At 38.7% G+C, this 26,181-nt stretch carries 31 protein-coding genes and 2 pseudogenes; 22 read left to right on the top strand and 11 right to left on the bottom strand.

The window, feature by feature from the left end; genetic code table 11:
- The first annotated feature begins 50 nt into the window (after positions 1-50).
- Complete coding sequence (locus ACHBID_RS08910; RefSeq protein ID WP_394732162.1) at positions 51-1,181, top strand: ABC transporter ATP-binding protein; 1,131 nt, start codon at positions 51-53, stop codon at positions 1,179-1,181.
- 141 nt (positions 1,182-1,322) lie between these two features.
- Positions 1,323-1,541 (top strand): hypothetical protein, encoded by a 219-nt coding sequence (locus tag ACHBID_RS08905; protein WP_002942208.1) that lies wholly within the window; start codon positions 1,323-1,325, stop codon positions 1,539-1,541.
- On the opposite strand, the gene ACHBID_RS08900 is transcribed toward ACHBID_RS08905, so the two are convergent.
- Positions 1,538-2,506: an aromatic acid exporter family protein gene (locus ACHBID_RS08900; protein WP_394732161.1), complete on the bottom strand. Its 969-nt coding sequence runs from the start codon at positions 2,504-2,506 to the stop codon at positions 1,538-1,540. The genes ACHBID_RS08905 and ACHBID_RS08900 overlap by 4 nt on opposite strands.
- Positions 2,507-2,580: 74 nt before the next feature.
- Complete coding sequence (locus ACHBID_RS08895; protein ID WP_105111365.1) at positions 2,581-2,970, bottom strand: DUF1761 domain-containing protein; 390 nt, start codon at positions 2,968-2,970, stop codon at positions 2,581-2,583.
- Between the two features lie 146 nt (positions 2,971-3,116).
- On the opposite strand from ACHBID_RS08895, the gene rlmB reads away from it, so the two are divergent.
- The 6 genes from rlmB (at position 3,117) to rpsI (ending at position 7,207) form a co-directional block, all read left to right on the top strand.
- Complete coding sequence (rlmB, locus tag ACHBID_RS08890; RefSeq protein ID WP_394732160.1) at positions 3,117-3,845, top strand: 23S rRNA (guanosine(2251)-2'-O)-methyltransferase RlmB; 729 nt, start codon at positions 3,117-3,119, stop codon at positions 3,843-3,845.
- Positions 3,845-4,366, top strand: a complete 522-nt coding sequence (locus ACHBID_RS08885) for an NYN domain-containing protein (protein ID WP_105123580.1) — start codon at positions 3,845-3,847, stop codon at positions 4,364-4,366. The genes rlmB and ACHBID_RS08885 overlap by 1 nt, the downstream gene beginning before the upstream one ends.
- Positions 4,363-5,226 (top strand): DegV family protein, encoded by an 864-nt coding sequence (locus tag ACHBID_RS08880; RefSeq protein ID WP_105111363.1) that lies wholly within the window; start codon positions 4,363-4,365, stop codon positions 5,224-5,226. Before ACHBID_RS08885 ends, ACHBID_RS08880 begins: the two co-directional genes overlap by 4 nt.
- Before the next feature lie 54 nt (positions 5,227-5,280).
- Positions 5,281-6,174: a haloacid dehalogenase-like hydrolase gene (locus ACHBID_RS08875; protein ID WP_394732158.1), complete on the top strand. Its 894-nt coding sequence runs from the start codon at positions 5,281-5,283 to the stop codon at positions 6,172-6,174.
- Positions 6,175-6,348: 174 nt separating this feature from the next.
- Positions 6,349-6,795, top strand: coding sequence for a 50S ribosomal protein L13 (rplM, locus tag ACHBID_RS08870; protein WP_002876943.1), 447 nt, complete (start codon positions 6,349-6,351; stop codon positions 6,793-6,795).
- A 19-nt stretch (positions 6,796-6,814) separates the two neighbouring features.
- Positions 6,815-7,207 (top strand): 30S ribosomal protein S9, encoded by a 393-nt coding sequence (gene rpsI, locus ACHBID_RS08865; RefSeq protein ID WP_002942223.1) that lies wholly within the window; start codon positions 6,815-6,817, stop codon positions 7,205-7,207.
- Between the two features lie 106 nt (positions 7,208-7,313).
- On the opposite strand, the gene xerC (ACHBID_RS08860) is transcribed toward rpsI, so the two are convergent.
- The 5 genes from xerC (ACHBID_RS08860) to ACHBID_RS08840 all read right to left on the bottom strand — a co-directional run bounded on the left by xerC (ACHBID_RS08860) (position 7,314) and on the right by ACHBID_RS08840 (position 12,176).
- Positions 7,314-8,531 carry a site-specific integrase gene (gene xerC / locus ACHBID_RS08860; protein ID WP_105106608.1) on the bottom strand — a complete coding sequence of 406 codons (1,218 nt, stop codon included), beginning with the start codon at positions 8,529-8,531 and terminating at the stop codon, positions 7,314-7,316.
- A gap of 64 nt (positions 8,532-8,595) precedes the next feature.
- Positions 8,596-8,859, bottom strand: a complete 264-nt coding sequence (locus ACHBID_RS08855; protein WP_105106609.1) for a helix-turn-helix domain-containing protein — start codon at positions 8,857-8,859, stop codon at positions 8,596-8,598.
- A gap of 195 nt (positions 8,860-9,054) precedes the next feature.
- Positions 9,055-10,422, bottom strand: a complete 1,368-nt coding sequence (locus tag ACHBID_RS08850; RefSeq protein WP_105106610.1) for a hypothetical protein — start codon at positions 10,420-10,422, stop codon at positions 9,055-9,057.
- A gap of 120 nt (positions 10,423-10,542) precedes the next feature.
- Positions 10,543-11,142 (bottom strand): hypothetical protein, encoded by a 600-nt coding sequence (locus ACHBID_RS08845; RefSeq protein WP_105106611.1) that lies wholly within the window; start codon positions 11,140-11,142, stop codon positions 10,543-10,545.
- Between the two features lie 68 nt (positions 11,143-11,210).
- Positions 11,211-12,176 carry a hypothetical protein gene (locus ACHBID_RS08840; RefSeq protein ID WP_394732157.1) on the bottom strand — a complete coding sequence of 322 codons (966 nt, stop codon included), beginning with the start codon at positions 12,174-12,176 and terminating at the stop codon, positions 11,211-11,213.
- Positions 12,177-12,809: 633 nt separating this feature from the next.
- Between ACHBID_RS08840 and ACHBID_RS08835 the strand changes: the two genes are divergently transcribed.
- Entirely contained in the window at positions 12,810-13,220 is a 411-nt protein-coding gene (locus ACHBID_RS08835) for a hypothetical protein (RefSeq protein ID WP_105106613.1), read from the top strand.
- A gap of 169 nt (positions 13,221-13,389) precedes the next feature.
- Here the strand turns inward: ACHBID_RS08835 and ACHBID_RS08830 are convergent, their stop codons facing one another.
- Positions 13,390-13,737 (bottom strand): helix-turn-helix domain-containing protein, encoded by a 348-nt coding sequence (locus ACHBID_RS08830; protein WP_029170891.1) that lies wholly within the window; start codon positions 13,735-13,737, stop codon positions 13,390-13,392.
- Between the two features lie 159 nt (positions 13,738-13,896).
- On the opposite strand from ACHBID_RS08830, the gene erm(B) reads away from it, so the two are divergent.
- From erm(B) to ACHBID_RS08795, 7 genes and pseudogenes are all read left to right on the top strand, one after another.
- A complete protein-coding gene (gene erm(B), locus ACHBID_RS08825; RefSeq protein WP_262238624.1) occupies positions 13,897-14,634 on the top strand; it encodes a 23S rRNA (adenine(2058)-N(6))-methyltransferase Erm(B) in 738 nt (245 codons plus the stop codon).
- A 169-nt stretch (positions 14,635-14,803) separates the two neighbouring features.
- Positions 14,804-15,064: pseudogene (locus ACHBID_RS08820) on the top strand (topoisomerase DNA-binding C4 zinc finger domain-containing protein); the annotation flags it as partial.
- A gap of 48 nt (positions 15,065-15,112) precedes the next feature.
- Complete coding sequence (locus ACHBID_RS08815) at positions 15,113-15,391, top strand: hypothetical protein (RefSeq protein WP_153047870.1); 279 nt, start codon at positions 15,113-15,115, stop codon at positions 15,389-15,391.
- A 232-nt stretch (positions 15,392-15,623) separates the two neighbouring features.
- Entirely contained in the window at positions 15,624-16,382 is a 759-nt protein-coding gene (locus ACHBID_RS08810) for a DUF6414 family protein (protein ID WP_105107987.1), read from the top strand.
- A gap of 50 nt (positions 16,383-16,432) precedes the next feature.
- The gene (locus tag ACHBID_RS08805; RefSeq protein WP_238142209.1) at positions 16,433-17,506 is read left to right on the top strand and encodes an AAA family ATPase; all 1,074 of its coding nucleotides are present in this window, start codon (positions 16,433-16,435) and stop codon (positions 17,504-17,506) included.
- A 53-nt stretch (positions 17,507-17,559) separates the two neighbouring features.
- Positions 17,560-17,889, top strand: coding sequence for a hypothetical protein (locus ACHBID_RS08800; protein WP_394732156.1), 330 nt, complete (start codon positions 17,560-17,562; stop codon positions 17,887-17,889).
- A gap of 28 nt (positions 17,890-17,917) precedes the next feature.
- Complete coding sequence (locus ACHBID_RS08795; protein ID WP_394732155.1) at positions 17,918-18,316, top strand: hypothetical protein; 399 nt, start codon at positions 17,918-17,920, stop codon at positions 18,314-18,316.
- Between the two features lie 338 nt (positions 18,317-18,654).
- Here the strand turns inward: ACHBID_RS08795 and ACHBID_RS08790 are convergent, their stop codons facing one another.
- From ACHBID_RS08790 to xerC (ACHBID_RS08780), 3 genes and pseudogenes are all read right to left on the bottom strand, one after another.
- Positions 18,655-19,062 (bottom strand): type II toxin-antitoxin system death-on-curing family toxin, encoded by a 408-nt coding sequence (locus tag ACHBID_RS08790; protein ID WP_394732154.1) that lies wholly within the window; start codon positions 19,060-19,062, stop codon positions 18,655-18,657.
- The gene (locus ACHBID_RS08785; protein ID WP_105106819.1) at positions 19,059-19,280 is read right to left on the bottom strand and encodes an AbrB/MazE/SpoVT family DNA-binding domain-containing protein; all 222 of its coding nucleotides are present in this window, start codon (positions 19,278-19,280) and stop codon (positions 19,059-19,061) included. The genes ACHBID_RS08790 and ACHBID_RS08785 overlap by 4 nt, the downstream gene beginning before the upstream one ends.
- A gap of 420 nt (positions 19,281-19,700) precedes the next feature.
- A pseudogene (xerC, locus tag ACHBID_RS08780) lies at positions 19,701-20,255 on the bottom strand (tyrosine recombinase XerC); the annotation flags it as partial.
- Between the two features lie 188 nt (positions 20,256-20,443).
- Between xerC (ACHBID_RS08780) and ACHBID_RS08775 the strand changes: the two are divergent.
- The 6 genes from ACHBID_RS08775 (at position 20,444) to ACHBID_RS08750 (ending at position 26,031) form a co-directional block, all read left to right on the top strand.
- On the top strand, positions 20,444-20,686 hold the full coding sequence (locus tag ACHBID_RS08775; protein WP_394732177.1) for a histidine phosphatase family protein: 243 nt from the start codon (positions 20,444-20,446) through the stop codon (positions 20,684-20,686).
- Positions 20,683-22,122, top strand: coding sequence for a 6-phospho-beta-glucosidase (locus ACHBID_RS08770; RefSeq protein ID WP_105122465.1), 1,440 nt, complete (start codon positions 20,683-20,685; stop codon positions 22,120-22,122). The genes ACHBID_RS08775 and ACHBID_RS08770 overlap by 4 nt, the downstream gene beginning before the upstream one ends.
- Positions 22,123-22,209: 87 nt before the next feature.
- The gene (locus tag ACHBID_RS08765) at positions 22,210-23,199 is read left to right on the top strand and encodes a lipoate--protein ligase (protein WP_172021242.1); all 990 of its coding nucleotides are present in this window, start codon (positions 22,210-22,212) and stop codon (positions 23,197-23,199) included.
- A 149-nt stretch (positions 23,200-23,348) separates the two neighbouring features.
- On the top strand, positions 23,349-24,197 hold the full coding sequence (locus ACHBID_RS08760; protein WP_105110865.1) for an S-adenosyl-l-methionine hydroxide adenosyltransferase family protein: 849 nt from the start codon (positions 23,349-23,351) through the stop codon (positions 24,195-24,197).
- A 24-nt stretch (positions 24,198-24,221) separates the two neighbouring features.
- A complete protein-coding gene (locus tag ACHBID_RS08755; protein ID WP_105110866.1) occupies positions 24,222-24,773 on the top strand; it encodes an ECF-type riboflavin transporter substrate-binding protein in 552 nt (183 codons plus the stop codon).
- Between the two features lie 274 nt (positions 24,774-25,047).
- On the top strand, positions 25,048-26,031 hold the full coding sequence (locus tag ACHBID_RS08750; RefSeq protein WP_105110867.1) for a rhodanese-related sulfurtransferase: 984 nt from the start codon (positions 25,048-25,050) through the stop codon (positions 26,029-26,031).
- Positions 26,032-26,181: the final 150 nt, after the last annotated feature.

The following is a 26,181-nucleotide window of genomic DNA, read 5'->3' as shown; positions in this document are numbered from 1 at the left end:
AAAAGCGCTTTCATTTATAATATAACTATCAAAGAAAGCGAGGATTGAACATGGTTCAATTGAATTTAAAAAACATCTACAAAAAATACCCAAACAGCGAGCACTACTCAGTTGAAGACTTCAACTTGGACATCAAGGACAAGGAATTCATCGTATTCGTAGGTCCTTCAGGATGTGGTAAGTCTACGACGCTTCGTATGATTGCTGGTTTGGAAGATATCACAGAAGGGGAAGCTTACATCGATGGCGTTCTCATGAATGATGTGGCTCCAAAAGACCGCGATATCGCTATGGTATTCCAGAACTATGCCCTCTACCCACACATGACTGTATTTGACAACATGGCTTTTGGTTTGAAATTGCGTAAATACAGCAAGGACGAAATCAAAAAGCGTGTAGAAGAAGCTGCTCAAATCCTTGGTTTGACAGAATTCTTGCAACGTAAGCCAGCCGATTTGTCAGGTGGTCAGCGCCAGCGTGTTGCCATGGGTCGTGCTATCGTCCGTGACGCAAAAGTATTCTTGATGGATGAACCTTTGTCAAACTTGGATGCCAAACTGCGTGTATCCATGCGTACAGAGATTGCAAAAATCCACCGCCGTATCGGAGCAACAACCATCTACGTAACCCACGACCAAACAGAAGCCATGACCTTGGCTGACCGTATCGTTATCATGTCTGCGACTAAAAACCCAGCAGGTACAGGTACAATCGGTCGTATCGAGCAAATCGGTAGCCCAGAAGAGCTCTACAACCGCCCAGTTAACAAGTTTGTTGCTAGCTTCATCGGTAGCCCTGCTATGAACTTCTTCACAGTTACGCTTCAAGATGGCGTTCTTGTTGGAGATGGTTTCAAAGTGGATCTTCCAGAAGGACGTCGCAAACACTTGGAAGAAAAAGGCTACAATGGCAAATCATTTACCCTCGGTATCCGTCCAGAAGACATCAAGGCTTCTCAGTTGGAATTAGACACATACCCTTCTTCTATCGTGGAAGCAGAAGTGGTGGTATCTGAGCTTCTCGGTGCAGAAACCATGCTTTACTCTAAAGTCGGTAGCACAGAGTTTGTATCTCGCGTTGATGCGCGTGATTACCACAACCCAGGCGAAACTGTTCGCTTGACCTTCAACCTTAACAAGGCTCACTTCTTCAATGATGAAACAAGCAAGGCGATTGTCTAACCTTTCTAAAATCGTTCATAAAACACCTGACCGCTAGATGAAAATCTGGCGGTTTTTTGGGGTTGAGAACGCATAAATACTTGTTTTTTTTTGTTAAATTCTATATAATAAATATAGAAAACACTTACAGGAGGTCCCCTTATGAAGAAGCTACTGAGAAAAATTCGTATAACGGCTCTTTATATTTTGCTTTACAATCTCATTTTAATCCTCTCCATTTGGCTAGGAAAGGTATCTTCCAAGGAAGAATTTATGATTGCAGTCGCAGGGAATGCGGTCATGATGGGCCTATCTTTCGTGCATTTGCACAACCAAGTGTCAGATGAATTTCATGGAAAAGTAGAAGAACCGTCGGCTTAAACTGACGGTTCTTGGTCTTTATAGACTTCGTAAAAATCAACCTTGAGGCGAATAAAAGCCTCCATATCGTGTAGGAGTTGGAAGAGGGTGGCCCGGGTTTCAAATTCTTCTCGGGTTTGTGGTAGAGGTCGCTCGCGGAAGGTGGCATGGAAGAGCTCGATGTCTAGGAGTAGTTCCTTGGCAGAATTTTCTCGGCTCAGTTGCTGGGCTGCTCGCTCAAAGAGGCTGGACAGGATGACATTTTCTCTGCCTTCCAGTAAACACTTGTTGATATTTCCTGCCATAGTCCGCAGGATTTTGCTTTGGGCAGCCCGCATTTCAAAATAATGTACCTGGTAATTGGTGCGGTGGAAGACCTGGTTGTGGCGGTCCAGGTAGACGACTTTCAAGGCCTCTTCCAGGGTCTGGTCCAGCTGATTGATCAATTCTGCCTCGTTACGCCCGTCTCCCTGGAGCAGGAAGGCCTCAAAACGCAGGAGAATCTGCTTGAGCAGGTCTTCGACTTGGTCGTGGTAGGCCTCGATTTGCTTTTCTTGTGAGGGCATATAGAGGTTAAACAAAAGTGCCAGTCCTGCCCCAATCAGAAAAAGCGTCAGCTCATTTCCCAAAAAAGCGAGAGAAAGATTGGTCTCCAGCATAAGGTGGGTGACGAGGACGGTTGATGGGGCAATACCTGCCTCCCAGTTGAAATGGTAGGCCAGGGGGACGTAGAGGGCTAGGTAGATGCCTAGGGTCCAGATGCCGAAGCCAAATAGGGCGAAGGTCAGGACGGCTATGGTCAGGGCCAGGAGGGTGGAAAAGAGACGGTTACGGGCCATTTTGAAGCTGGACTTGCGGGTGTCCAAGATGCTGAGGATGGCGATAATCCCAGCCGACGTCGCATAGGACAATCCCAGCGCTGTCGCTAGGTAAACGGCTAGGACGGTGGCAAATATCAGTTTGATAGTGCGGAGGGAGATTGACATGATAGCTCCTTTGGTCTTGTTCTCTTTCTATTGTACCACAAAACAAAATCCTCCTAAAGCTAGGAGGGGAATGGTTATGCAAATAGAGCTAGGACACCAACTACCAAGTAGCAGACCAATTTGTAGCTTTCATTGATAAGGATGAGCTGGATAGAACGTTGCTCAAATAAATAATTTTTCAGCGATGAAATGATAGCGAATACACCCATGCCACCTGCTGCATGAAGTGGTGATACGCCAAGTGTTTGGATGTAAATCATTAACAAGACCGCAAAGATGACCTCGATAATGACAGACAGCATCATTTCTTTTTGTCCATTTTTACCAGCCTGACGATCAGCCTCAATCTTTTTCATATCAATGCCAGAGGCCTTAATCCAAGCATCGCGGAAAATCAAACCATACCACAAACCACCAATAGCAAAGGCTACAAGCCCTGCAACAATACCTAAAATAATCGACATAAGTTCTCCTTAATAGTTCCGCTTGTACGGACAATTTTTGAGATAAGGATACCACAGGGAGATGGGAAAGTCAAGATTAGAAAATAAATCGATAGTCAAAAGTGACTTTGACCTTTTTTGCGGGCAATCTATGCTATAATGGCAATATGGAAACAAATGACATCGTATATGGCGTGCACGCCGTTGTGGAGAGTTTGGAGGCCAACACTGGCAACAAGCTCTACATCCAGGACGACCTGCGCGGTAAAAATGTAGAAAAAATTAAAAATCTGGCAGCAGAAAAGAAGGTGTCCATTTCTTGGATGCCCAAAAAGACCCTGTCTGACATGACAGAAGGTGCGGTCCACCAAGGCTTTGTCCTGCGGGTGTCTGAGTTTGCCTATGCGGAACTTTCGACTATTTTGGACATAGCAGAGCAGCAAGACAATCCCCTTATTCTCATCTTGGATGGTCTGACAGACCCCCACAACTTCGGCTCAATCTTGCGGACGGCAGACGCTACTCAGGTAGCTGGGATTATCATTCCCAAGCATCGTGCCGTTGGCGTGACGCCGGTTGTGGCCAAGACGTCGACAGGTGCGGTGGCCCATGTGCCCATTGCCCGTGTGACCAATCTTAGTCAAACCCTTGATAAGCTCAAGGAGGCTGGTTTCTGGGTATTTGGTACCGATATGAACGGAACTCCAAGCCACAAGTGGAATACAGCTGGTAAGTTGGCGCTGATTATTGGCAACGAAGGTAAGGGGATTTCGCCCAATATCAAAAAACAGGTGGATGAGATGATTACTATTCCTATGAAGGGACATGTCCAATCCCTTAACGCCAGTGTGGCAGCCGCTGTTCTCATGTATGAAGTGTTTCGGAAGAAAATCTGATGAAGGAAAAAGTGCTCATTGTCGATGGCTACAATATGATTGCCTTCTGGCAGTCCACCAAGCAGGATTTTAAGAAGGGAAATCTGGATGCAGCTAGGACGTATTTACTGAGGACCTTGTCCCATTACGCAGCCTTTGAACATTTAGAAATCATCTGTGTCTTTGACGCCCAACATGTGCCCGGCCTTCGACAGACCTATGACGAATACAGGCTGACGGTGATTTTCACTGAGGAAGAGGAAACAGCTGACAGCTATATTGAGCGTTTGAGTGCAGAGCTTAATAGCAACCGGTGCAGGCAGGTTTCGGTGGCAACCAGCGACCTCAATGAACAGTGGGTGGTTTTTTCGCAAGGTGCCTTGCGTGTTTCTGCGCGAGAACTAGAGGAACGGACCAGGGTGGTCAAAAAAGATTTAGATAAATTTGTGGACCAGGTGGACCTCTACACGCCTAGATTATCTCCCTGGTCCCAAGGAAATTTACAAGATTTGCAACATTTAATGGAGGAATTGGATTCGTGACTTTTAAGATTGTAACAGACTCAACGTCTGATTTGCCACAGGAGTGGTTAGCAGAAAATGATGTGACCGTGCTCGGTTTGACCATCAATTTGGACGGAACGACCTATGAAACGGTAGGATCAAATCGACTAACAAGTGCAGAGCTGCTCAAAAAAATGGAGGCGGGTAGTCAGCCGACGACCAGCCAGGTCAATGTTGGTCAATTTGAAGAGGTATTCGAAGAGGCTGCTAAGGCAGGACAAGATGTGCTTTACCTAGCTTTTTCAGCAGCCCTATCCGGAACCTACCAGAGCGGTGTCATTGCGTGTGACATGGTCTTGGACCAGTATCCAGAAGCAAGTATTGAGATTGTCGATACCAAGGCAGCTTCTATCGGTGAAGGTTATCTGGTAATGAAGGCGGCAGCAGCGCGTGCGGAGGGTAAGAGCTTGGCTGAGGTCAAGGAGCTGGTTGAGGACTTAGCCCCTCGTTTGCGGACCTATCTTTTGGTTGACGACCTCAATCACCTGGTGCGCGGTGGCCGCCTGTCCAAGGCAGCAGCACTCATTGGTGGCCTGGTCAACATCAAACCTCTCCTGGCCCTTAATGCCGAAGGTAAGCTAGAGGCAGTCGCTAAGTTGCGTGGTCGTAAAAAAGGTGTCCGTGAGATGTTGGACCGTACCCTGACTGATTTGGATCATTCAACGGTCATGGTCGCTTACACAGGTGATTTGGCAGCAGCCCAGGACATTCAGTCTACCCTTTTGGAAAATGACCAGGTAACCGATGTTATCTTGACCGAGTTGGGACCTATTATTGCTACCCATACAGGTACAGGTTCCCTAGCCATTCTGTCTATTTCTACCGAGAAGAGAGCCTAGTATCAGCTCTCTTTTTACCAGTTATGGAATAAAGCGCTTACAAGGAGAATGCATATGAAACGTTTACTATCTGCCTATGCCAGCGAGATTGCTCAGATGACTCCTGCCCCGCTCAAGCAGGCTATTTTGGCCAGCGAAGGCCGGACTGTTCTGGGGGAAACGGTCGTTACGGCTGCCCCGCTGATTGCGGGTGTTTCCAATGCCGAGATGATGGCAGCTTTTAGCTGTGATTTGCTGGTGCTCAACGAATTGGATGTTTTTTCTCCCCAGATTGTCGGTTTTTATGATTGCGACAATCCCATTGCAGAGCTGAAACGATTGACAGGTCGGCCCATTGGGATTAACTTAGAGCCAGTTGATGAGGAGCAGGATTTACTTGAAGAACGCATTTCCCTCTCCGCAGGTCGTCTGGTCAGTCCAGACAGTCTTATAAGGGCAGAGGAGCTGGGCGTAGACTTCATCATGCTAACTGGAAATCCAGCTACGGGGGTATCCTTGTCGGCTATCCGCTCTGCCATTTCCCTAGCAAAAGAGCACTTCAAGGGGTTAGTCTTTGCTGGGAAAATGCACGGTGCTGGTCTGGGCGAGTCGGTGGTCAATGAAGAGGTTCTGCTGGAATTTGTTGCTTTGGGGGCAGATGGTGTTTTAGTCCCTGCTGTCGGGACGGTTCCGGGAGTGCGGGAGGAAATCGTGGCACCTATCGTTAGTCAGGTCAAGGCGCGTGGGGCTTTGGTTATTTCGACCATTGGGACTAGTCAGGAGAGTGCGGATCCGCAGACCGTGCGGGAATTTGGGCTTAGTAACAAGCGGGTCGGTGCGGACATTCATCATATCGGAGACGGCGGTTTTGGCCGTATGCCAGACCCTGAAAATATCTTGGCCTTGTCCCTGGCGGTCAGAGGCAAGCGCCATACTTACTTTAAGATGGGACAATCTGTGAGACGATAAACCGCGGTTCAAAAAGTGAAAAAAGTAAAGTAAAATATCTTGACGCCGACTGCTAGATTTGATACAATGGTAGACGGTATTGTTTACCCCATTTGAAAGGCCCCGGAACCTTCCAAATACCCGCGGACCGGAACATCCGCCCAGTAAACAAAAACGATTCGTATAGGAGAAATCATGAACAAAACAACATTTATGGCTAAACCAGGCCAAGTTGAACGTAAATGGTATGTAGTAGACGCTACTGATGTACCTCTTGGACGCCTTTCAGCAGTAGTTGCTAGCGTTCTTCGCGGTAAAAACAAACCAACTTTCACACCTCACACTGATACTGGTGACTTCGTTATCGTTATCAATGCTGAAAAAGTGAAATTGACTGGTAAAAAAGCGACTGATAAGATCTACTACACTCACTCAAACCACCCAGGCGGATTGAAATCAATCTCAGCTGGTGAATTGCGTTCTAAAAACGCTGTTCGTTTGATTGAAAAATCAGTTAAAGGTATGCTTCCACACAACACTTTGGGTCGTGCACAAGGCATGAAATTGAAAGTGTTTGTAGGCGCTGAGCACACTCACGCTGCACAACAACCAGAAGTACTTGATATTTCAGGTCTTATCTAAGGGAAAGGACGTAATCTAAATGGCACAAGCACAATACACAGGTACTGGTCGTCGTAAAAACGCGGTTGCACGCGTACGTTTGGTCCCAGGTACTGGTAAAATCACAGTTAACAAAAAAGATGTAGAAGAGTACATCCCACACGCTGACCTTCGTTTGGTTATCAACCAACCATTCGCAGTAACTTCAACACAAGGTTCATACGACGTTTTCGTTAACGTGAACGGTGGTGGTTACGGTGGTCAATCAGGTGCGATCCGTCACGGTATCGCGCGTGCATTGCTTCAAGTAGACCCAGACTTCCGCGATTCATTGAAACGCGCAGGCCTTCTTACTCGTGATGCTCGTATGGTTGAACGTAAGAAACCAGGTCTTAAGAAAGCACGTAAAGCTTCACAATTCAGTAAACGTTAATTATCAGCGATATATCAACGTTTCAAAGCACTCAAGAGTTTACCTCATGGGTGCTTTTTTCGTGATTTTTTGAAAAGTTTACCTTAAAATTTACCTTATTTTTACCTTATTGCTTCAGAGAGTTTAAAGCAAATTCTCCAACAGCCATTGGAATTACATTTGAGGTATTGACATAAATTTGAGTTGTAAGGGTATCACTATGGGTTAGAGCTGCAGAAATAGCTTCTAAACTCATTCCCGCCTGTTTGGCAAGTGTTGCCCCTGTGTGTCGGAGTTTATGAGGTGTAGCGTGTGTCAGATGTGGGTGACGCTTTTTAACTGTTCGCATTTTGTTATTTAGATAATCTGCGTGCAGAGGTTTATTGATGTTTCCTTTGGTATCTATATAAGTGAAGACGAACTGTTCAGGATTTGTAATGATTCCAAACTTTGCAAGTTCTTGCCTTTGTTGTTTTTTCCAATTCTGGAGAAGTTGAAGTAAGTCAGATGAAATAGCAAAGGTTGTTTTCTTGTTCCCTTTGGTTGATTTCACATCTCCATACCTATCTAGTGCTTGGAGTAATTGAATTTGGGATTTTTCAAAATTAATGTGTTTCCACTGCAAAGCATAAGATTCAGATTTTCGGTCTCCCAAGAAGAAGGTAAGATAAAATAGAACATAGTCTTTAAGCGAAATTTTTTCATTAGTCAAGTCATCTTGGAAAGCCGAGAACCACTCTTGTAGTTGTTCCTGTGTAAGGTAGAGGTCTTCATCTCTCTTTGCTTCCGCTAATTGGATTTTCTTGGTTGCTTTGATACGACGCAAGGTTTTAGCAACTTTATTTGATTCTATATATTCTAATTCCTCTGCCCAATCAAATATGGAAATTACATAGCTTCTCAAGGTCTTGAAATTGGCGTATTCATTAGCTTTAGCAGTCATCAAGTTTAGAATAACTTGCTTGTTCTGATTGAGAAATTGAATAGTGTAATTACCTAGCATAGGTAAAATATGTTTTTTGAAACAAGTTTTTGTATTGGCTATAGTTGACCTGCTTGGGGGCTTTGTAGTTGAAGTGGTCTGTCCTGCTTTATAATACTCCCACCAGACATTTTCGTAAAAATCTTTGAATAGAATGTCTATCTTGCCTAGCCCTGTAAACTCATTGTTCTCAATCTGATTGATTTTTGTTAAAAGGTCTATCTCTGCTTGTCGTGCCTCCTTTTTACTTTTGAAACGCTTATCAAAATAGTTATTATTGACGATACCAAGTGGCATCCGTGCTTCCGTTGGAATATACACTTTTAAGCGATATGTTCCGTTTTTTGTCTTAGTGATAGTCATGATATTCTCCTCTTTTCGAACCAGAAAATATCAAGACAATTATAAAATAAAAAGTTAGATATTTCTAGTTTTGCGAAAGTAGCCATGAGTCGATGGCTTGTTTGTTGAAACGAACTGTTTTTCCGATCTTAATAGATGGAAGCCCTTTGCGAATCCATTCATCCAACGTGTTATTTGAAATTCCAAGGTAGTCACATGCTTGTTTTTTGTTTAAGTATGAATTGTCTATATTTCGATGATGAATTTGTTTTTCAATTTCTGATGTAATTAAACTTGAAATTAATATCTGAATTTGTTTGATCTGATCGTCTGGTAAGATAACTTGCATTTTAACCTCTTTTCTCGTAAAATTTGCAATTGTTTTTTGATATTAGTTATTATGCCACAGTGTGAACTAAAAACTGTTATTTTTGGAAAAAATTAGAAGAATGCTGTTAATTTGTCTTCTGTTTCGGAAGACAATTTTTTTACGAAATGCTGTAATATCAACGTTTTGGAGGTTTTACAAAGTTGTAAAATCATATTAAAAACCGTTAAATAATTCTTTTAAATTCAACAATCGATTCAAAATTAATTTATATAAATCAATTTTATAATGATGTTTTCGACGTAATTTATTGTTCAATGAGTATATTTCATTTCTGAATTCTTTTGTAAACTTTGGGATTTGAACAAAGTGTAATTCATTTGTGTTGTAATTTTTGTGACAACCTAAACCATGTTCCTTTGCAAAATCAAGAGCATCAAACATCAATCGTATAACAATTAATACATTCCACGTTATCATCTCGGATAAATAAAATGATTCCGAATTAATATTTAATTCTTTCTGACTTTTGGCAATCAAATTTTTTCTATAACGCGATCTATTTTCTTTCGAAACAAATTTAGCATTTATAAGACTAAGTATTTCTTCATCTAAAACTAGCGGAGTGTTTGTTGAATGTGACACGTTAATCTGTTTTTTCAACAATTCTTCGAATGTCGCACGTGGTTTTGCTTTGAAAATTTTGGATAATTCTCTGTCAGTATTTATTACTGATTGTTCGATTTCTTTTATGAAATTGAAGACTCCACTAGAAACTAATTCTTCTAAGTATTGAATGATTTTCAGATCATCAATTTCTGCTAGAACACAGGTACGAAGAAAGGATTTAATCTTATCTTTTTGCAAAACGGTCTCGAAACGATACACTTCAAAATCTTCTGTTTTTGCTTTATCAAGTTGTCCAAGCTTTTTGGCTTTCTTAGTTTTATTGTAAAGAACTTGCTGATTGTTTTTATAGGCATTGGTCGTCAAACGATCATAATCTTTGTCTTTGATACTTTTTGAAGAGGAAGCAAAATTCACTTTCTTATGTGTCAGACAACGTAGAAGTAATGCTCTTGTTTGCAAATGGAAAGCTGAATGTATTGCCATTGTAAATGCAAGTTCAATTTCGTGGAATTCGCAATGATATATTGTACATGAAATTCCTATTTCAAGTTCCAACAATGACAATGCTCTATTTAATCTTTGATAGATACCTTCGATTGAATCTGTGGATATGTTTAAACCACAGTGGATCAATTCAATACGATAAAAATAACTGCTGTCAAATGGATTTTTTCCCATAAAGAATGAACCAAAAGTAGATGATTTGACAAATAATTCGGAGACAGTACCTGAACTGTCATATTGCTTCTCGATAGTAAAATTGTTATTTTCATAATTAGCTAGCTCGAATTTCTGGTTATTAATGTGAATCTGTCCTTTTACATTAAGAACGACCTTGTCGATGCCCCAGTAGGCATTTGTTACAGAAAAACAACTTTCCATTTCCTTTGCATTCTCATCGTAGATTTTTTGTTTTTCCTCTTCGGACATACCTCTTGTAATTTTTGAGACCATTTTTTCCTCTTTCTTTTTTCGAAAGAATTATGCCACATTCAGAACTTCGTCAGAGAAAAAAATACAAAAAATGACAAAAAATAGAGATAAATTCCAAAAAGAAATTTATCTCTATACTTTCTATTTTTGTTCTACCACTATATCTTCAAGTATATAATTCTCAAAGATAAACATTTCCTCATGAATTGTCTTTTGAATGGATATAGGTAAGGCTGATAAATACACATAATCCCCTATTTCAAAATTTGTTTCATTGACACGCATTTTTGTGCTGTATTGTACTTTGACTCTATTTTCACAGTTATCCTTGATAATCATTTCGATCCAATTCGAATTTGGTTTTAAATGTTTATCAATAACTTTTCCAAAAACAAACATCTTTGCGAAATGGCTTGGATATGCAAAACCGAAGTTAGGCTTTTTATTGAAGAATACCGCCAGTTCAGTCTGCTCTTCTTGGATGGAATCTATAATAATTTCGTAGCTATTCTTTGTATTAATGTTTTCGATATGACCTGATATCGATACCGTCATTCCCTTCTTCAATTGAAATTTTTCACGATTAAAATAACATTTCAAATATGTGTGCTTACGACCGGCGCCGTTTCTGATAAAGAGACCAAGATATGGCACGATATCTTGGTCATTTACTTCAACGATTTTTCCTCTTGCTAAAATTGTGTTTCGATTTATTTTTTGTAGATTATTTTGATTCCTCATTATATGTCCTCCATTTGATCAATTTTCTACACAATCATTATGCCTGAATCTTAAAATCAAAAAATTCGTTACAAAATATAATTAGTAACCGTAACAGAAAGACGCCAATGCGACAGATTTAAAACCGAAACAGCCATTAGTGCAAGTCGATTATAAGCAATTGGCATTCCTGACGCTAATGCTTTGGATTTGTTTGTGCCGCGTAGAATATACAACTCATCACGTAGATCATAAATAAAATTTCTACGCTGTCTTTCGTATTTGCTTTGTGATTCCTTTTTCAATTTCTGATGGCCATTTTCCCATCTTTGAATTAGAAGAGATTTCAATGAATGTTTAATGTTTGGATTAGAATTAATTTTATCAAGATAGTAGAAATAGCTATCTCTTGAATGTTGAGCGCGTAATGCATGTAAATTAATCTGATTGTTCATCTCTTCTTCTGTGAAAATAGGCTCATTTTCTCCTATTCCAGAAAAAGTCTGTTTCACTAGCTTGATGTCTTTTGGCAATATATACTGCATTTGTTTCTTACCACCTTTGCTACGTTTGACGAAAATATAGCAGTTACCATACTCGTCTATTTTCAGGTCTTGACCGGTTAGGTTTTTGAGTTCATTACGGCGAATTCCAACGACTTTCTGGAATTCGATTAGGCGAGAGAAGAGAGAGTTCAATTCTTGTCTTTTCCCTTGTTGATTCGCTTCATGTTTTCGTCCTCTAACTATTTTATCACTTGTGCGTTTTTGTTTTCGAATTCGGTTTAAATTGATTCCTGCTGCCTTCGCAATTGGCGCAAGGTATGTATGAATTGTTGCTGCGGTATATTGTTTTGGGTCTTGTTGAAGATCATCATGATATTGTTGAAGAACCTCTTCGGTGATATCTGAAATACTCTTAATGTTATTTTCTTTTGCCCATTTCGCAAAACGTGTTGCAGAACGTTTGTATGATGTTCGTGAGGTATTGTTTGTAACATCTTTTGTTGCTGCGACGAAAATGTCGTGTTTCAAAGAATTTCGTTTTCTAGGCATTTTCTTTCTCCTTTCTTTCCTAAAATGCTTATTATTGGTAAACTGCCTCCCACCCTTTTTTAGATCGAGCTGGGTATGCTCTGAAAATTTCCGATGAGGCTGTCCTATGGGACTATCGTTTTCAATACTCTTCAGTAGCACCGTCGAATATCTCTGAAATCTTCGTTTGTCATTGAACTGGTTATTTTTCAAACCGAACTTTCTACTTTTACTTTCACTAAACATCTTTTACTGTACTATATTATGTGATAAATGGTTATTCTGTACTTCATTTCATTCCGCAGAATAACCATTTATTCTATTCTTGTTCATTCCCTTATCAGTCAATGACAGCTGACAAGAGATATCCATATCAATTGAAAATATGATTTACACCGAGCCCAGTGCGTATTTTCAAAAGAATATAGTGTTATCACTCCTTTCTCTATTTACTTCAATATGTTCAATTGTATTATGTCACTTTTTCAAAAAAATAAAAAAACGAAAAACATTTCTCGCTTACATTGATTCGCAACACGATTTTTTTGTTTTGAAAAAAAGTGGCATACTAATAACGAATCAGATTGGAGGTGTGTATATGGAATAAAATATTTTCTAAACACATAACAATATTAAAGGAAAGGAGTGAGTATTATGACTGATGAAGTTCTAATTGAAGAGATAGTATCAATTATTGTTGATGTGGAAATGAAGTGTAAGAAATTTCTGCTATTAAATGGACATTGTATCGATGTTGTCAGTGATTATTATTATTCAGATGAAGATTGTGCGACGATTTCTTTTTCAAGAAATAATGATAAATTGACCATTCGATTTGATAATCAGCAATGTATTGTTACTGTAGAAAATGAAATATTTACTGTTACTTCAGAAGTAATTGAAGAAGGTATTGAAATTCAAATTGAGATTTTGATAAAGCAGGCTATTCTTGGAAAATGGAAAATGTTTATGAATGATGTAAAGAATAATTCATTATTTGAAGCTATTCAAAAACATAGATTCGATGATTATTCAAGTGGTCCTGATTCGGTAATATATTACTAGCACGCTTAAAAACGAACTAGAAAAAATGTCTAGCAATTAGAAAAATAATTCTCAAAAGACGAATGAATAAAACTAAACAAATAGAAAAACGCGTAAATCCTAAAAAGTTGGATCTATGCGTTTTGTTTTGTATGAATATATAACATATTTTATTATGTGCATTAAAGGATTACATGTTCTCTACATTTATTATTGCCTCAAACAATGTTAAATATTCCTTCCGCTTTTTTTGAGAAATTGGGAGGAGCGTTTTTTGAAACTTCTCAAATGATGGATCGTTTGAGGTGTTTTCGTTTTTATCTTGGACATGTTGTTGGAAGAATGTACTCATTGATATTCCAAAAGCATCAACAATTTTTTCTAATGTATTCACCTTAATATTAGAGCGTTCGCCACGCTCTATTTTTGCTATTGAAGAAACATCTAAGCCAGCTGCCTCAGCTAATTGCTCCTGAGTTAGATGAAAGTCTTTCCGTAAAGTTTGAATTCTTTTTGCGACAAATTGATCTAAAGCCATTATCTGTCCTCCTTTTATTTAAGGATATAGATTTTAAAGGACAGTTGAAAGGTTACGAAAGGCTAGTTATTCTATCCTTTTAAGGACTTATTGTGGTATAATATATCTATTGAAGTTAAATTAGATGCTAAAAATTTGTAATTAAGAAGGAGTGATTACATGAACAAAAATATAAAATATTCTCAAAACTTTTTAACGAGTGAAAAAGTACTCAACCAAATAATAAAACAATTGAATTTAAAAGAAACCGATACCGTTTACGAAATTGGAACAGGTAAAGGGCATTTAACGACGAAACTGGCTAAAATAAGTAAACAGGTAACGTCTATTGAATTAGACAGTCATCTATTCAACTTATCGTCAGAAAAATTAAAACTGAATACTCGTGTCACTTTAATTCACCAAGATATTCTACAGTTTCAATTCCCTAACAAACAGAGGTATAAAATTGTTGGGAGTATTCCTTACCATTTAAGCACACAAATTATTAAAAAAGTGGTTTTTGAAAGCCATGCGTCTGACATCTATCTGATTGTTGAAGAAGGATTCTACAAGCGTACCTTGGATATTCACCGAACACTAGGGTTGCTCTTGCACACTCAAGTCTCGATTCAGCAATTGCTTAAGCTGCCAGCGGAATGCTTTCATCCTAAACCAAAAGTAAACAGTGTCTTAATAAAACTTACCCGCCATACCACAGATGTTCCAGATAAATATTGGAAGCTATATACGTACTTTGTTTCAAAATGGGTCAATCGAGAATATCGTCAACTGTTTACTAAAAATCAGTTTCATCAAGCAATGAAATACGCCAAAGTAAACGATTTAAGTACCGTTACTTATGAGCAAGTATTGTCTATTTTTAATAGTTATCTATTATTTAACGGGAGGAAATAATTCTATGAGTCGCTTTTTTAAATTTGGAAAGTTACACGTTACTAAAGGGAATGGAGATAAATTATTAGATATACTACTGACAGCTTCCAAGAAGCTAAAGAGGTCCCTAGCGCCTACGGGGAATTTGTATCGATAAGGGGTACAAATTCCCACTAAGCGCTCGGGACCCCTTGTAGGAAAATGTCCTAAGTGTGGCAACAATATTGTATTAAAAAAATCGTTTTATGGTTGTTCAAATTATCCTGAATGTACCTTCACTTTAGCTGAACATTTTAGAAAGAAAAAACTCACCAAAACAAATGTAAAAGAATTACTAGAGGGAAAAGAAACCCTGGTAAAAGGAATCAAAACGAAAGATAGAAAGTCCTACAATGCCGTTGTAAAAATCGGAGAAAAGGGATATATTGATTTTATATCTTTCTCAAAATAAACATAAAATGTGTTGTTGGTAATTTCGCAACTATTGCCATTCAATATTATGAATAAATTCTTGCTTGCGACACCAGCTTTTGCTGATCATCCTATAGTTTCATCGGTAATATGGATAGTTGCATTTTTACTAGTATCAAATTTATTACAAGGTAATACAAATAATGTAAGACGTTATGCAATTATTGAAATTGCTTCAGTATTAATTTGGAATCCATTTTATGTTTATAGATTCGGAACTCCTGGATTGGGTTATCTAATCTATCTAGTTGGATTGGGATTGTTAGTTTATTCTATTTTCGGAGCAAAGTTGAAAACTGTTAGTTGATAAAAGCCATTTTATTTTAATATCAATACAAAAACGCTCTAGATTTCTAGGGCGTTTTAAGGTGCATTGTGAAGTGGAAGAAGTTGTTACAATTATCTATTCTCTGGATATAGAGATTAAATAATAATTTTTTGAGTTTAGTGATTTAAGTACGTAGAGGAGTAGTTTTTAGGAATTTTGGTATAATAGGATTGCTCAAATAGTCTGAAAATATAGTAACAAGGAGGAAGTAATGGCCAATTTTTTTGCTGGGAAAATTGTTTATCTTGATGAGCAAGCCGTTTTTGATTTTTTAGAATTACATCAAAATGGGATACAATCTGATATCATAAAACGTGTGTCCGAAAATATGGTTGAGGTAGATGCCGAGGGAAGGGTTGGTATGAATTTCTTTTCTCGATTTAAGATAGGACTCTCTGGTAATGCTTCATATCAACGAAGTGGTGTAGTAGAATCACAGATTACCTCTACATTGCTAAGTAACTTTAAAAAGTTTGTAACCAATAAAAAAGGTTCTTCAAAAGTAGAATGTTTAGATAACGTTAAGTTGTTTATTGAAAAAGATTCTCCTGCTTTTTACCGTAACATCACTCCTGTTCTCGATATGATTAGTGATATTACTAAAATGAATAGTATTACGGATGATGATAAAAATAATTTTCAAGGTATTGAAATAAAGAATATTGAACGAACTTTAGACCGACTTTCTGGATATTATGAAATTAGGGGTATTAGCTCTGAGAGTAAAGAAAGTGTTTTTAGATTCAATATATCGGGTCTACGTAATAATTATACGTTGAGTGACTTAACCAAGATGGATATCAAACTCTATGGAATTAAGGTTGGAGAAGTAGATTCGATTGATTTAAGTTTTAATACCATGATAGATAGATTATCAAGCAATAGGCGGTCGCAACTTGGAACTGACTTTGATGAAGAACAAGATAATGAGAAAATACCGATATATGATGTTCTAGTGGCAGGTGTGTAATGGTAAGATTTAATATTTTTTTTGAGCCGGTTCAAAAGTTTAATGAAAGAGTGGCTAAATTAGATAACTACGTTTCGTTTAATGAAGTACTTATAAACTGGACAAATGGAGCTAAAATTCAGGAAATAGCAGAACCACTAGTGGGAAAGGATTACTGTGTTTTTAGGATGGACTCATATTCGTTATCGACAAGTTTAGTTTTTGAAAATATCGATTTATTAGTAAAAATATTTGAATTTGCCGATATTCTAGAAGTGTACCTTCATAATCCGCCTAAAAAATTTTTCCACTTAATTAGGCAACAAATTCCTTCAGAGAGTGTACATATTGAACAAAGTACTTTTAAGAAAATTGAAAAGAAACAGTTTCAAGACGTTATACATGACTTAAATGAAAATATAATTGGCCAAGGAGAAGCTAAGAAAAGTTTATTAAGAAAACTAGTTGCTCAACTAATACGTCCAAGTTCAAAACCATTAGTTTTAATGTTCTATGGTGAACCAGGGATTGGAAAAACGGAGACAGCAAAACAACTATCAACGACACTATATGGGAATGACAATATTATTAGAGAACAAATGTCGATGGTTGGTGGTGAATCAAGCGTAAAATATTTTAAATCAACAAATCATAGCGAAGACTCATTTTCTAAAACATTATTAAACAGAGAATCTAATGTTATTTTGCTTGATGAGTTTGCTCTGGCACCTGCATTTTTTCATAGTACCTTCTTTCAAATGTTTGATGAAGGCATCTATGAGGACCAAAATTATAAGGTAGATCTCAGTAACTCAATCATTATTTGCACATCTAATTTTAAAAATCTTTCAGAAATGGAGAATAATATTGATGTAGCATTATTAAGTCGATTCGATGGTTTTGTTAAATTTTCTCCTTTATCTTTTGATGAGAAAAGGCAGATTTCAAAGATAGTCTATTCAAAAATTATTGACTCAGAATCCATGACTAAGGAGTATAAGGGATATTTAGATGAAGTTAAGATTTTAGAAATCTTGGAATCTAAATTAAATGCACTTCCTAACGTTCGAGCGATAAGAAAGTATGTTGAAGATATTGTTGCAGATAAGCTATTGGAAGTAATTATAAAGGATAAATCATGCTGACTATGTTAATTCTCTGAGAACATACGATAGAAACATGAGGTGGTGAACTTAATTTGAAAAAACAATATTTCTATAAAAATTTTTGGTTCTGGGTGGCGCTATCCTTATTGATTTATGTATTGAGGCAGTCTGAAGTATCAGGTGTTGAATTATTAGTTAATATAATTGTTTATGTTTATAAGCAGGTTATAAGTGAACCAATTGCATTTTTGGCATTTCTTATTAGTATAATTACTGTATACATAGAAAGAATTAATGTTTTGAAAACTGATAGGAGAGCTAAGCTATCTATTTCTTATAAAATAGAAGGTAAGTCGAAAGTAAAAGCTTCATTCAATGATGCGGAGAAGGAAATTGAGGTGCCTGGTAGTAAGAATATATGAAAATTCAGGAACAATAAAGTCTACCTATATGCTTACACCGTATGTTAAAGAAAATAATTTAAGTATAGATACTATAGATGGTGGTTATTTTTCGTTTAATGCAGTACATATACATTTAAACGAAAATACTAACTTTTTTAAACCAGATGATTTACATCATGAGAATTACATATTTCCTAAATCATTTATTTCAAATAACCCAAATGAAAACCAATCTCATTTTATCTTTTGTCTATTCGAGGGAGTAGATGGTTCATATAAACTATTATTACTTGTCTATTTAAAAAATATAGTCGGGAATTATTATCTTGAAGTAATTGATAGAGTAGATGCTCTAAATAAAAATGCAAAAGATTTACAACAGTATTATGACCAGTTTAAAAAATGTGAACAATATCTTTCTGAAAATAAAATAATTATCTCTTAAGCTCAATGTAAATAGACTTCTTTAGTGAATATTATAAAAATGATACTCAGAGAAAGTAAACGAACATATGGCTGCATCACTAACGGAACTTATTAGTGATGTCTCCTAGAAATCCTAGAATTACTAGAATTACCTGAACTCTGATTTAGTTTGGCTGAGTCTAAGTAAAAATGACTGCAATCAATGTTGATAAATGATTGCAGTCAGAATACTATTAGTAATAAGAATACAGTAGAATACAGTAGAATACAGTAGAATACAGTAGAATACAGTAGAATACAGTAGAATACAGTAGAATATAGAAAAGTGGCTATCAACTTCGGTCGATAACCACTTTTCTATTTTTTGTACACTCGATTTTCTTCTTTTAAGAATTGGGTAATCCTATCTTTTAATTCCTCGAAGTCACCTTGAAAGGTAGCAATATCAATCGTTTTTTCCAGTCCATCGTTTAAGGAAAGATTGGATTGATATCCATTCATTGCTAGAAACATATGTAAAGCAAGCACTGCAGTTCGCTTGTTGGCGTTCTTAAATGGGTGTTTTTTGATCAGGTTTATCCAGATAATGGCAGCCTTACTATAAATGTCGGGATAGAGTGTTTTTCCAAAAATCTCTTGTTTTGGCTGCTCAATAATCATCTGTAGGCTGTTTGGATCAGCTATCCCAACGGGCTCTTTTGGGGAATATCTTCCAATAACCATGACATTGATTTTGATAATGTCTTCGGCGGTTAGGTATTTCATTTATCTACCAACTCTTTCAATAATTCATCGTATTGATTCATGGCTTTTTCAAGTTCTCTATCAAAATCAAATTTTGGCTCAGCTTTACGAATAATGACATTATTTCCTGAAGTGACGAATTCGATTTCTTCACCAATTTCTGCACCAAGTGCTTCTTTTATAGCGTTTGGGATAGTGATAACAGTGCTGTTACCTGTTTTGCGTAATAAAACATTCATCGGATATACCTCCTGTATTTGTAAATACATTATACAAGATATATACAAAAATTAAAAGTGAATACTTCTGTTTGACACATTTTCTAGAATCAAGAATAAGGTAAACTTTTATATTTTCTGGTCCGATTTTGCATATTTTGATTGAAAATTTACCTTATTTTGATGAAATTAGTTGAAATTGGATGAAATTTTGAGTTTTGAAAACCCGTGAAAACGTTGATATTAAAAGCTTTTGAAATTGGTTGAAATAAACGATGCTCCAACCAGGTCTTAAGAAAGCACGTAAAGCTAGCCAGTTCTCTAAACGTTAAGAAACGGCTACAATACAGCATTTACAACACTTCATGGTTCACACCATGGGGTGTTTTTTTGATGTTTTTTAGCAAAATTCACACCACTTTTCACACCAAATTCACACCATTACTTTTTGAGATTGCGATAGGCAATTTCTCCCACAGCCATTGGAACGACGTTGGAAGTGTTGACATAGGTCTTTGTTGTGATAGTATCACTATGTGTGAGAGCTTCAGAAATAGCCTCTAGTGATGTTCCTGCTTGTTTAGCTAGTGTTGCTCCAGTGTGGCGTAATTTGTGCGGTGTTGCATGAGTCAGCTCCTTGTGACGGCGTTTGACTGACTTCATCTTGTTATTGAGGTAATCAGCGTGTAAGGGGCTATTCACATTGCCTTTCATGTCGATATAGGTAAATACATATTGTTCATCAGATTGGATAATGCCGAATTTGGCTAGTTCGGCTTTCTGTTGTTTTTTCCAAGATTGGAGAAGGTCAGTAAGTTCATTAGGAATTCGAAATGTTGTTTTCTTATTTCCCTTAGTAGATTTAGGATTCTTGTATTTATCCAAGGCTTGAACTAATTGAATTTCCTGTTTTTTAATGTTGATGTGTTTCCATTGCAAAGCGTAGCTCTCGGATTTTCTATCCCCTAAGAAAAAAGTAGTATAGAATAGTACATAATATATATTGCTTGAAACAAAAAAAGCAAAATTGTGTCAAGAAAATGATTTCATCAGGAAATACTCTTTGTATCAATTGTTACCAAAATTTAGGGAATGAAGTGCTGTATCACGGCCTTGTCATTTACCTAGCTTTTGGTACAATAGAATGAAAAGAGAAAGGAGCAAGTTATGAAAAATATCTTTCCATTGACATTGGAGGTATTACGGAAGAAGCGGACAATCAATCCGTTTTAGTAGTTAGCCATGGAGCCGCCATCGCCCAATTTTTCAGACAGGTATTGACAGATTTTCCGCGAGTGCGGATGCGGAATTGTGCCATACTGACTTTTACTTATGAAGACGGTCACTACGATTTGCAAAGCATTGTGGATCCCGTTAATAAAGAAACTCTCTATCAAAAAGAAGGAAAGGAAAAGGAGAAAAAATGACAGTAACAAAAGTATTTCCAAAAGGATTTTTATGGGGTGGTGCAACAGCAGCCAACCAATGTGAAGGAGCTTACGATGTAGACGGACGTGGTCTTGCCAACGTCGATGTCGTGCCGATTGGCGAAGACCGTGGACCAATTATCACAGGTCGCAAAAAAATGTTTGACTTTGAGGATGGTTATTTCTATCCGGCTAAAGAGTCTATCGACATGTACCATCATTTCAAGGAAGATATTGCCCTCTTCGGCGAAATGGGCTTTAAGACTTATCGTCTTTCTATCGCTTGGACACGGATTTTCCCTAAGGGAGATGAGTTAGAGCCAAATGAAAAAGGCTTGCAGTTCTACGAAGAACTCTTCAAGGAATGTCACAAATACGGGATTGAGCCTTTGGTGACCATTACTCACTTTGACTGTCCGATGCATTTGATTGAGCACTATGGTGGCTGGCGCAATCGCAAGATGCTGGAATTCTACGAGCGTCTTTGCCGGACTCTCTTCACTCGCTATAAGGGCTTGGTTAAATATTGGTTGACCTTTAATGAAATCAACATGATTCTTCATGCGCCATTTATGGGTGCAGGACTTTACTTTGAAGAAGGTGAAAATGTAGAAGAGGTCAAATACCAAGCGGCCCACCATGAGTTAGTGGCTTCAGCTATTGCGACCAAGCTTGCCCATGAAATCGACCCAGAAAACAAGGTCGGCTGTATGTTGGCGGCGGGTCAATATTATCCAAATACTTGTCATCCGCGCGATGTCTGGGCGGCTATCAACCAGGACCGTGAAAATTATTTCTTCATTGATGTACAAGCGCGTGGGGAATACCCAAATTATGCCAAGAAGCATTTTGAACGCGAAAACTTGAATATCGTGATGACAGAGGAAGATTTGACCCTTTTGAAAGAGCATACAGTTGATTTCATTTCCTTCTCTTATTATTCAAGCCGTGTGGCATCTGGTGACCCAAAAGTCAATGAAAAGACAGCTGGTAACATCTTTGCCTCTATCAAAAACCCATATCTGGATGCCTCAGAGTGGGGCTGGCAGATTGACCCACTTGGCTTCCGTATCACGATCAACTCTATCTGGGATCGCTATCAGAAGCCAATGTTCGTTGTGGAAAATGGTCTGGGCGCTGTCGATACGCCGGATGAAAACGGCTATGTGGCAGACGACTACCGGATTGATTACCTCCGCAAGCACGTTGAAGCCATGCGGGATGCCATTGTTGAGGACGGCGTAGAATTGCTGGGCTACACAACCTGGGGCTGTATTGACCTGGTGTCTGCAGGTACAGGTGAGATGAAAAAACGCTACGGCTTTATATACGTAGATCGTGACAATGAAGGTAATGGAACACTCAAGCGTTCTAAGAAAAAATCATTCGACTGGTACAAGAAGGTTATCGCCAGCAACGGTGCCGATATTGATTAATATGAAACAAGCCTCGCGCTTGTTTTTTGTTATAGTTTCCAATATAATAAAAGGTGGTTAACGATTTATAAAATCAAGGAGTCTAGCATGAAATACATTGTAAATAACAGTAACAATCCTGCTTACAATATCGCTCTCGAAGCCTATGCCTTCAAGGAATTGACCGATATTGATGAAATCTTTATTCTCTGGATCAATGAGCCTGCCATTATCATCGGTAAGCATCAGAATGCTATTCAAGAAATTAACAAAGAGTACACAGATGAAAACGGCATTCACGTTGTTCGTCGTTTGTCAGGTGGTGGCGCGGTATACCACGACCTCAACAACCTCAACTACACCATTATTTCCAATAAGTCTGAAGAAGGTGCTTTTGACTTCAAAACCTTCTCCAAACCTGTGATTGACACGCTGGCAACTCTGGGTGTTGAGGCTAATTTCACAGGACGTAACGACCTTGAGATTGATGGGAAGAAAATCTGTGGAAATGCCCAAGCCTATGCTAAAGGTCGTATGATGCACCACGGCTGTCTCCTCTTTGACGTGGATATGACCGTCCTTGCCAATGCGCTCAAAGTTTCCAAGGACAAGATTGAGTCTAAAGGGGTTAAATCTGTCCGTGCGCGTGTGACCAATATCAATGATGAATTACCAGAAAAAATGACTGTTCTGGAGTTCAAGGATGCCATCCTTAACCAAATGAAGAAGGAATATCCAGATATGGACGAGTATGTCCTGACTGACGAGGACTTGGCTCGTATCCAAGAAATCCATGATACCCAATTTGGTACTTGGGACTGGAATTTCGGTCAAACGCCTGAGTACACTGTGGAGCGCAACGTTCGCTACCCAGCAGGTAAAATCACAACCTATGTGAAAACGGAGAGATCTGTTATCGAAAATATCAAGATTTATGGTGACTTCTTTGGTATCGGAGATGTTTCGGATATTGAGAAATTGCTGATTGGTACACGCTACGAATATGCGGACGTCCTTGCCAAGTTGCAAGAAATCGATACCACGCATTACTTCTCACGCATGACGACAGAAGAAGTGGCTAAGGCTATTGTAGCCTAAGGAATAAGGAACTTGGGTGTATTTTTAATCAGACACTCAGGCTCCTTTTCTTGTTATAGTTAAAACTTATAACAGAGCTTAGAAATTACCTATTGGATTCTTGAAGCGTTTTTTGTTATCCTAGAACAGTATCAAATTTAGGAGAACTTATGTCTAATAATTTACTTGTTTTACAATCGGATTTTGGTCTTGTTGACGGAGCGGTTTCAGCCATGATTGGTGTAGCTCTCCAGGAATCACGTGACCTTGTGGTTCACAATTTGACCCACGATATCACCCCTTACAATATTTTTGAGGGCTCTTACCGCCTCTTCCAGACAGTGGAATACTGGCCAGAAGGCACTACTTTTGTATCGGTTGTTGATCCAGGTGTTGGCTCCAAGCGTAAGAGCGTGGTGGCATTGACCGAGCAAAATCACTATATCGTTACCCCTGACAACGGTACGCTGTCTTTCATCAAGAAGCACGTTGGTATCAAGGCAGTACGCGAGATTTCTGAAGTGGCCAATCGCAGAGCTAATACAGAGCATTCCTATACTTTCCATGGTCGCGATGTCTATGCTTATACCGGTGCTAAGTTGGCATCTGGGCATATCACTTTTGAAGAAGTGGGGCCAGAACTGCGAGTAGAAGACGTTGTTGAAATTCCAACCGTTCCAACAGAACTTGGACAAGACTTTGTCAAGGGCGCCATCGACATTCTCGATGTTCGCTTTGGTTCTCTCTGGACCTCGATTACCCGTGAGGAGTTCTATACCCTCAACCCGCAGTTTGAAGACCGCTTTGAGGTGACCATTTACAACAACGATATGCTGGTCTACCAAAACCAAGTGACCTATGGCAAGTCCTTTGCGGATGTCCGAATTGGTCAGCCACTCTTGTATATCAATTCCCTCTACCGTGTTGGTCTTGCTATCAACCAGGGTTCATTTGCTAAAGCCTACAACGTTGGTGTCGGTCAAAACTGGCACATTGAAATCAAACGCATTGTTAACTAAACATATTTTTTAAGGAGATTTAGGATGAAAAATAATTCTATCAAAACAGTTGTCGCAACCGGTATTGGTGCAGCCCTCTTTGTGGTAATTGGGATTTTAATCAGCATTCCGACACTTGTTGTACCAAATACTTCGATTCAGCTTCAGTATGCTGTCCAATCCCTCTTTTCTGTTATCTTTGGTCCAGTTGTTGGTTTCTTGGTCGGCTTTATCGGTCATGCTTTCAAGGATTCATTGCAGTATGGTTCACCATGGTGGTCATGGGTTTTGGCATCAGGTGTATTTGGTTTAGTGCTTGGTTTTGCCAAAAATCGTCTTCGTGTCCAAGAGGGAATTTTCGAGAAAAAAGATATTCTTTCCTTCAACATTTTCCAAATTATTGCTAACGTAGTAGCTTGGGGAGTAGTTGCACCTGTTTTGGATATCCTGGTTTATAGCGAGCCTGCAAATAAGGTTTTTGCGCAAGGCTTGGTTGCTGGTATTGTGAATGGCCTGACAGTGGCTATCGCAGGAACAATTTTGGTAGCCGTTTATACCAAATCACAAACTCAAACCGGAAGTTTGTCAAAAGATTAAGAAATGTGCCTGAGAAGAGATTCTCAGGTATTTTTCTGTTATAGCTTCAAACCATAATAACATGCCAATAGTCCTACCATCGGAGCAGCTTGGGGAATTGCAGGCATTGAGGGAAGAATTTTCAGACCAATAGTTTCAATCAAGATTTTTGTATTTCTGCCGGATTCGGGGTATAATTTTACAGACTGTGTTATTGAAAAATAGCAGAGCTTCGAGCTGGTCAAATCGCTTGATTAGCGCTAATCTATTGCAAAGATTAAAGGAGAATCACACCATGTCAAAAGACATTCGCGTATTGCTATATTATAAATATGTTCCAATCGAAAATGCGGAAGCTTATGCAGCTGAGCACTTGGAATTCTGTAAATCGATTGGTCTCAAGGGGCGTATCTTGATTGCTGATGAGGGCATCAACGGTACTGTTTCTGGTGACTATGAAACAACTCAAAAGTACATGGATTATGTCCATGCTAACCCGCTTTTCAGCGACCTTTGGTTTAAAATTGATGAAGAAAATGAACAAGCATTCAAGAAAATGCACGTTCGCTATAAGAAAGAAATCGTACATTTGGGTCTAGAAGACAATAACTTCGATAGTGATATTGACCCGCTTGAAACAACAGGTGCTTACTTGTCACCAAAAGAATTCAAAGAGGCGCTTCTGGACGAAGATACCGTTGTTTTGGATACCCGTAACGACTATGAGTACGACCTAGGTCATTTCCGTGGCGCAATCCGTCCTGACATTCGCAACTTCCGTGAATTGCCACAATGGGTTCGTGACAACAAAGAAAAATTCATGGACAAGCGCGTGGTTGTTTACTGTACTGGTGGCGTCCGCTGTGAGAAATTCTCTGGCTGGATGGTTCGTGAAGGTTACAAGGATGTCGGTCAGCTCCACGGTGGTATCGCAACCTATGGTAAAGACCCAGAGGTTCGTGGCGAATTGTGGGATGGTAAGATGTATGTCTTTGACGAGCGTATTGCAGTTGATGTCAACCATGTAGACCCAGTTGTTGTTGGTAAGGACTGGTTCGATGGCACACCATGTGAACGCTATGTCAACTGTGGTAACCCATTCTGTAACCGTCGTACCCTCATGTCAGAAGAAAATGAGCATAAGTATGTTCGTGGATGTTCTGCAGAATGCCGTGCCCATGAGCGCAACCGTTACATCTCTGAAAACGGCTTGACCCGCGAAGAATGGGCAGCACGTTTGGAGGTAATCGGTGAGAGCTTGGCACCAGTGCATGCTTAATTATATGTAGGAGTTTGGAGAAATCCGAGCTCCTTTTTTTCTGCCATTTTCTGGAACCTTACACTTAATACTAATACTCAACTAAAATCAAAAATAGCCAAACTCCAATCTCTACGTACAATTGATTTGAGTTGAGAAGGAGATAGGTTT

This window comes from Streptococcus sp. A25, assembly GCF_043674095.1.
Lineage (GTDB): Bacteria > Bacillota > Bacilli > Lactobacillales > Streptococcaceae > Streptococcus > Streptococcus suis_V.
Note: the sequence above shows the minus strand (reverse complement) of the source record. Positions and strands in the feature narration are given on the sequence as shown.

Coding starts and splice junctions, on each gene's coding strand:
- ACHBID_RS08750 (WP_105110867.1), top strand. CDS start 25,048: ATGTCAAAAGACATTCGCGTATTGCTATATTATAAATATGTTCCAATC.
- rplM (WP_002876943.1), top strand. CDS start 6,349: ATGAACAAAACAACATTTATGGCTAAACCAGGCCAAGTTGAACGTAAA.
- ACHBID_RS08770 (WP_105122465.1), top strand. CDS start 20,683: ATGACAGTAACAAAAGTATTTCCAAAAGGATTTTTATGGGGTGGTGCA.
- ACHBID_RS08885 (WP_105123580.1), top strand. CDS start 3,845: ATGAAGGAAAAAGTGCTCATTGTCGATGGCTACAATATGATTGCCTTC.
- ACHBID_RS08795 (WP_394732155.1), top strand. CDS start 17,918: ATGCTTACACCGTATGTTAAAGAAAATAATTTAAGTATAGATACTATA.
- ACHBID_RS08875 (WP_394732158.1), top strand. CDS start 5,281: ATGAAACGTTTACTATCTGCCTATGCCAGCGAGATTGCTCAGATGACT.
- rlmB (WP_394732160.1), top strand. CDS start 3,117: ATGGAAACAAATGACATCGTATATGGCGTGCACGCCGTTGTGGAGAGT.
- ACHBID_RS08900 (WP_394732161.1), bottom strand. CDS start 2,506: ATGTCAATCTCCCTCCGCACTATCAAACTGATATTTGCCACCGTCCTA.
- xerC (WP_105106608.1), bottom strand. CDS start 8,531: ATGACTATCACTAAGACAAAAAACGGAACATATCGCTTAAAAGTGTAT.
- ACHBID_RS08910 (WP_394732162.1), top strand. CDS start 51: ATGGTTCAATTGAATTTAAAAAACATCTACAAAAAATACCCAAACAGC.
- ACHBID_RS08905 (WP_002942208.1), top strand. CDS start 1,323: ATGAAGAAGCTACTGAGAAAAATTCGTATAACGGCTCTTTATATTTTG.
- ACHBID_RS08830 (WP_029170891.1), bottom strand. CDS start 13,737: ATGGCTTTAGATCAATTTGTCGCAAAAAGAATTCAAACTTTACGGAAA.
- ACHBID_RS08840 (WP_394732157.1), bottom strand. CDS start 12,176: ATGCCTAGAAAACGAAATTCTTTGAAACACGACATTTTCGTCGCAGCA.
- ACHBID_RS08850 (WP_105106610.1), bottom strand. CDS start 10,422: ATGGTCTCAAAAATTACAAGAGGTATGTCCGAAGAGGAAAAACAAAAA.
- ACHBID_RS08765 (WP_172021242.1), top strand. CDS start 22,210: ATGAAATACATTGTAAATAACAGTAACAATCCTGCTTACAATATCGCT.
- ACHBID_RS08785 (WP_105106819.1), bottom strand. CDS start 19,280: ATGAATGTTTTATTACGCAAAACAGGTAACAGCACTGTTATCACTATC.
- ACHBID_RS08790 (WP_394732154.1), bottom strand. CDS start 19,062: ATGAAATACCTAACCGCCGAAGACATTATCAAAATCAATGTCATGGTT.
- ACHBID_RS08760 (WP_105110865.1), top strand. CDS start 23,349: ATGTCTAATAATTTACTTGTTTTACAATCGGATTTTGGTCTTGTTGAC.
- ACHBID_RS08845 (WP_105106611.1), bottom strand. CDS start 11,142: ATGAGGAATCAAAATAATCTACAAAAAATAAATCGAAACACAATTTTA.
- ACHBID_RS08755 (WP_105110866.1), top strand. CDS start 24,222: ATGAAAAATAATTCTATCAAAACAGTTGTCGCAACCGGTATTGGTGCA.
- ACHBID_RS08810 (WP_105107987.1), top strand. CDS start 15,624: ATGGCCAATTTTTTTGCTGGGAAAATTGTTTATCTTGATGAGCAAGCC.
- rpsI (WP_002942223.1), top strand. CDS start 6,815: ATGGCACAAGCACAATACACAGGTACTGGTCGTCGTAAAAACGCGGTT.
- ACHBID_RS08855 (WP_105106609.1), bottom strand. CDS start 8,859: ATGCAAGTTATCTTACCAGACGATCAGATCAAACAAATTCAGATATTA.
- ACHBID_RS08815 (WP_153047870.1), top strand. CDS start 15,113: ATGAATAAATTCTTGCTTGCGACACCAGCTTTTGCTGATCATCCTATA.
- ACHBID_RS08835 (WP_105106613.1), top strand. CDS start 12,810: ATGACTGATGAAGTTCTAATTGAAGAGATAGTATCAATTATTGTTGAT.
- ACHBID_RS08895 (WP_105111365.1), bottom strand. CDS start 2,970: ATGTCGATTATTTTAGGTATTGTTGCAGGGCTTGTAGCCTTTGCTATT.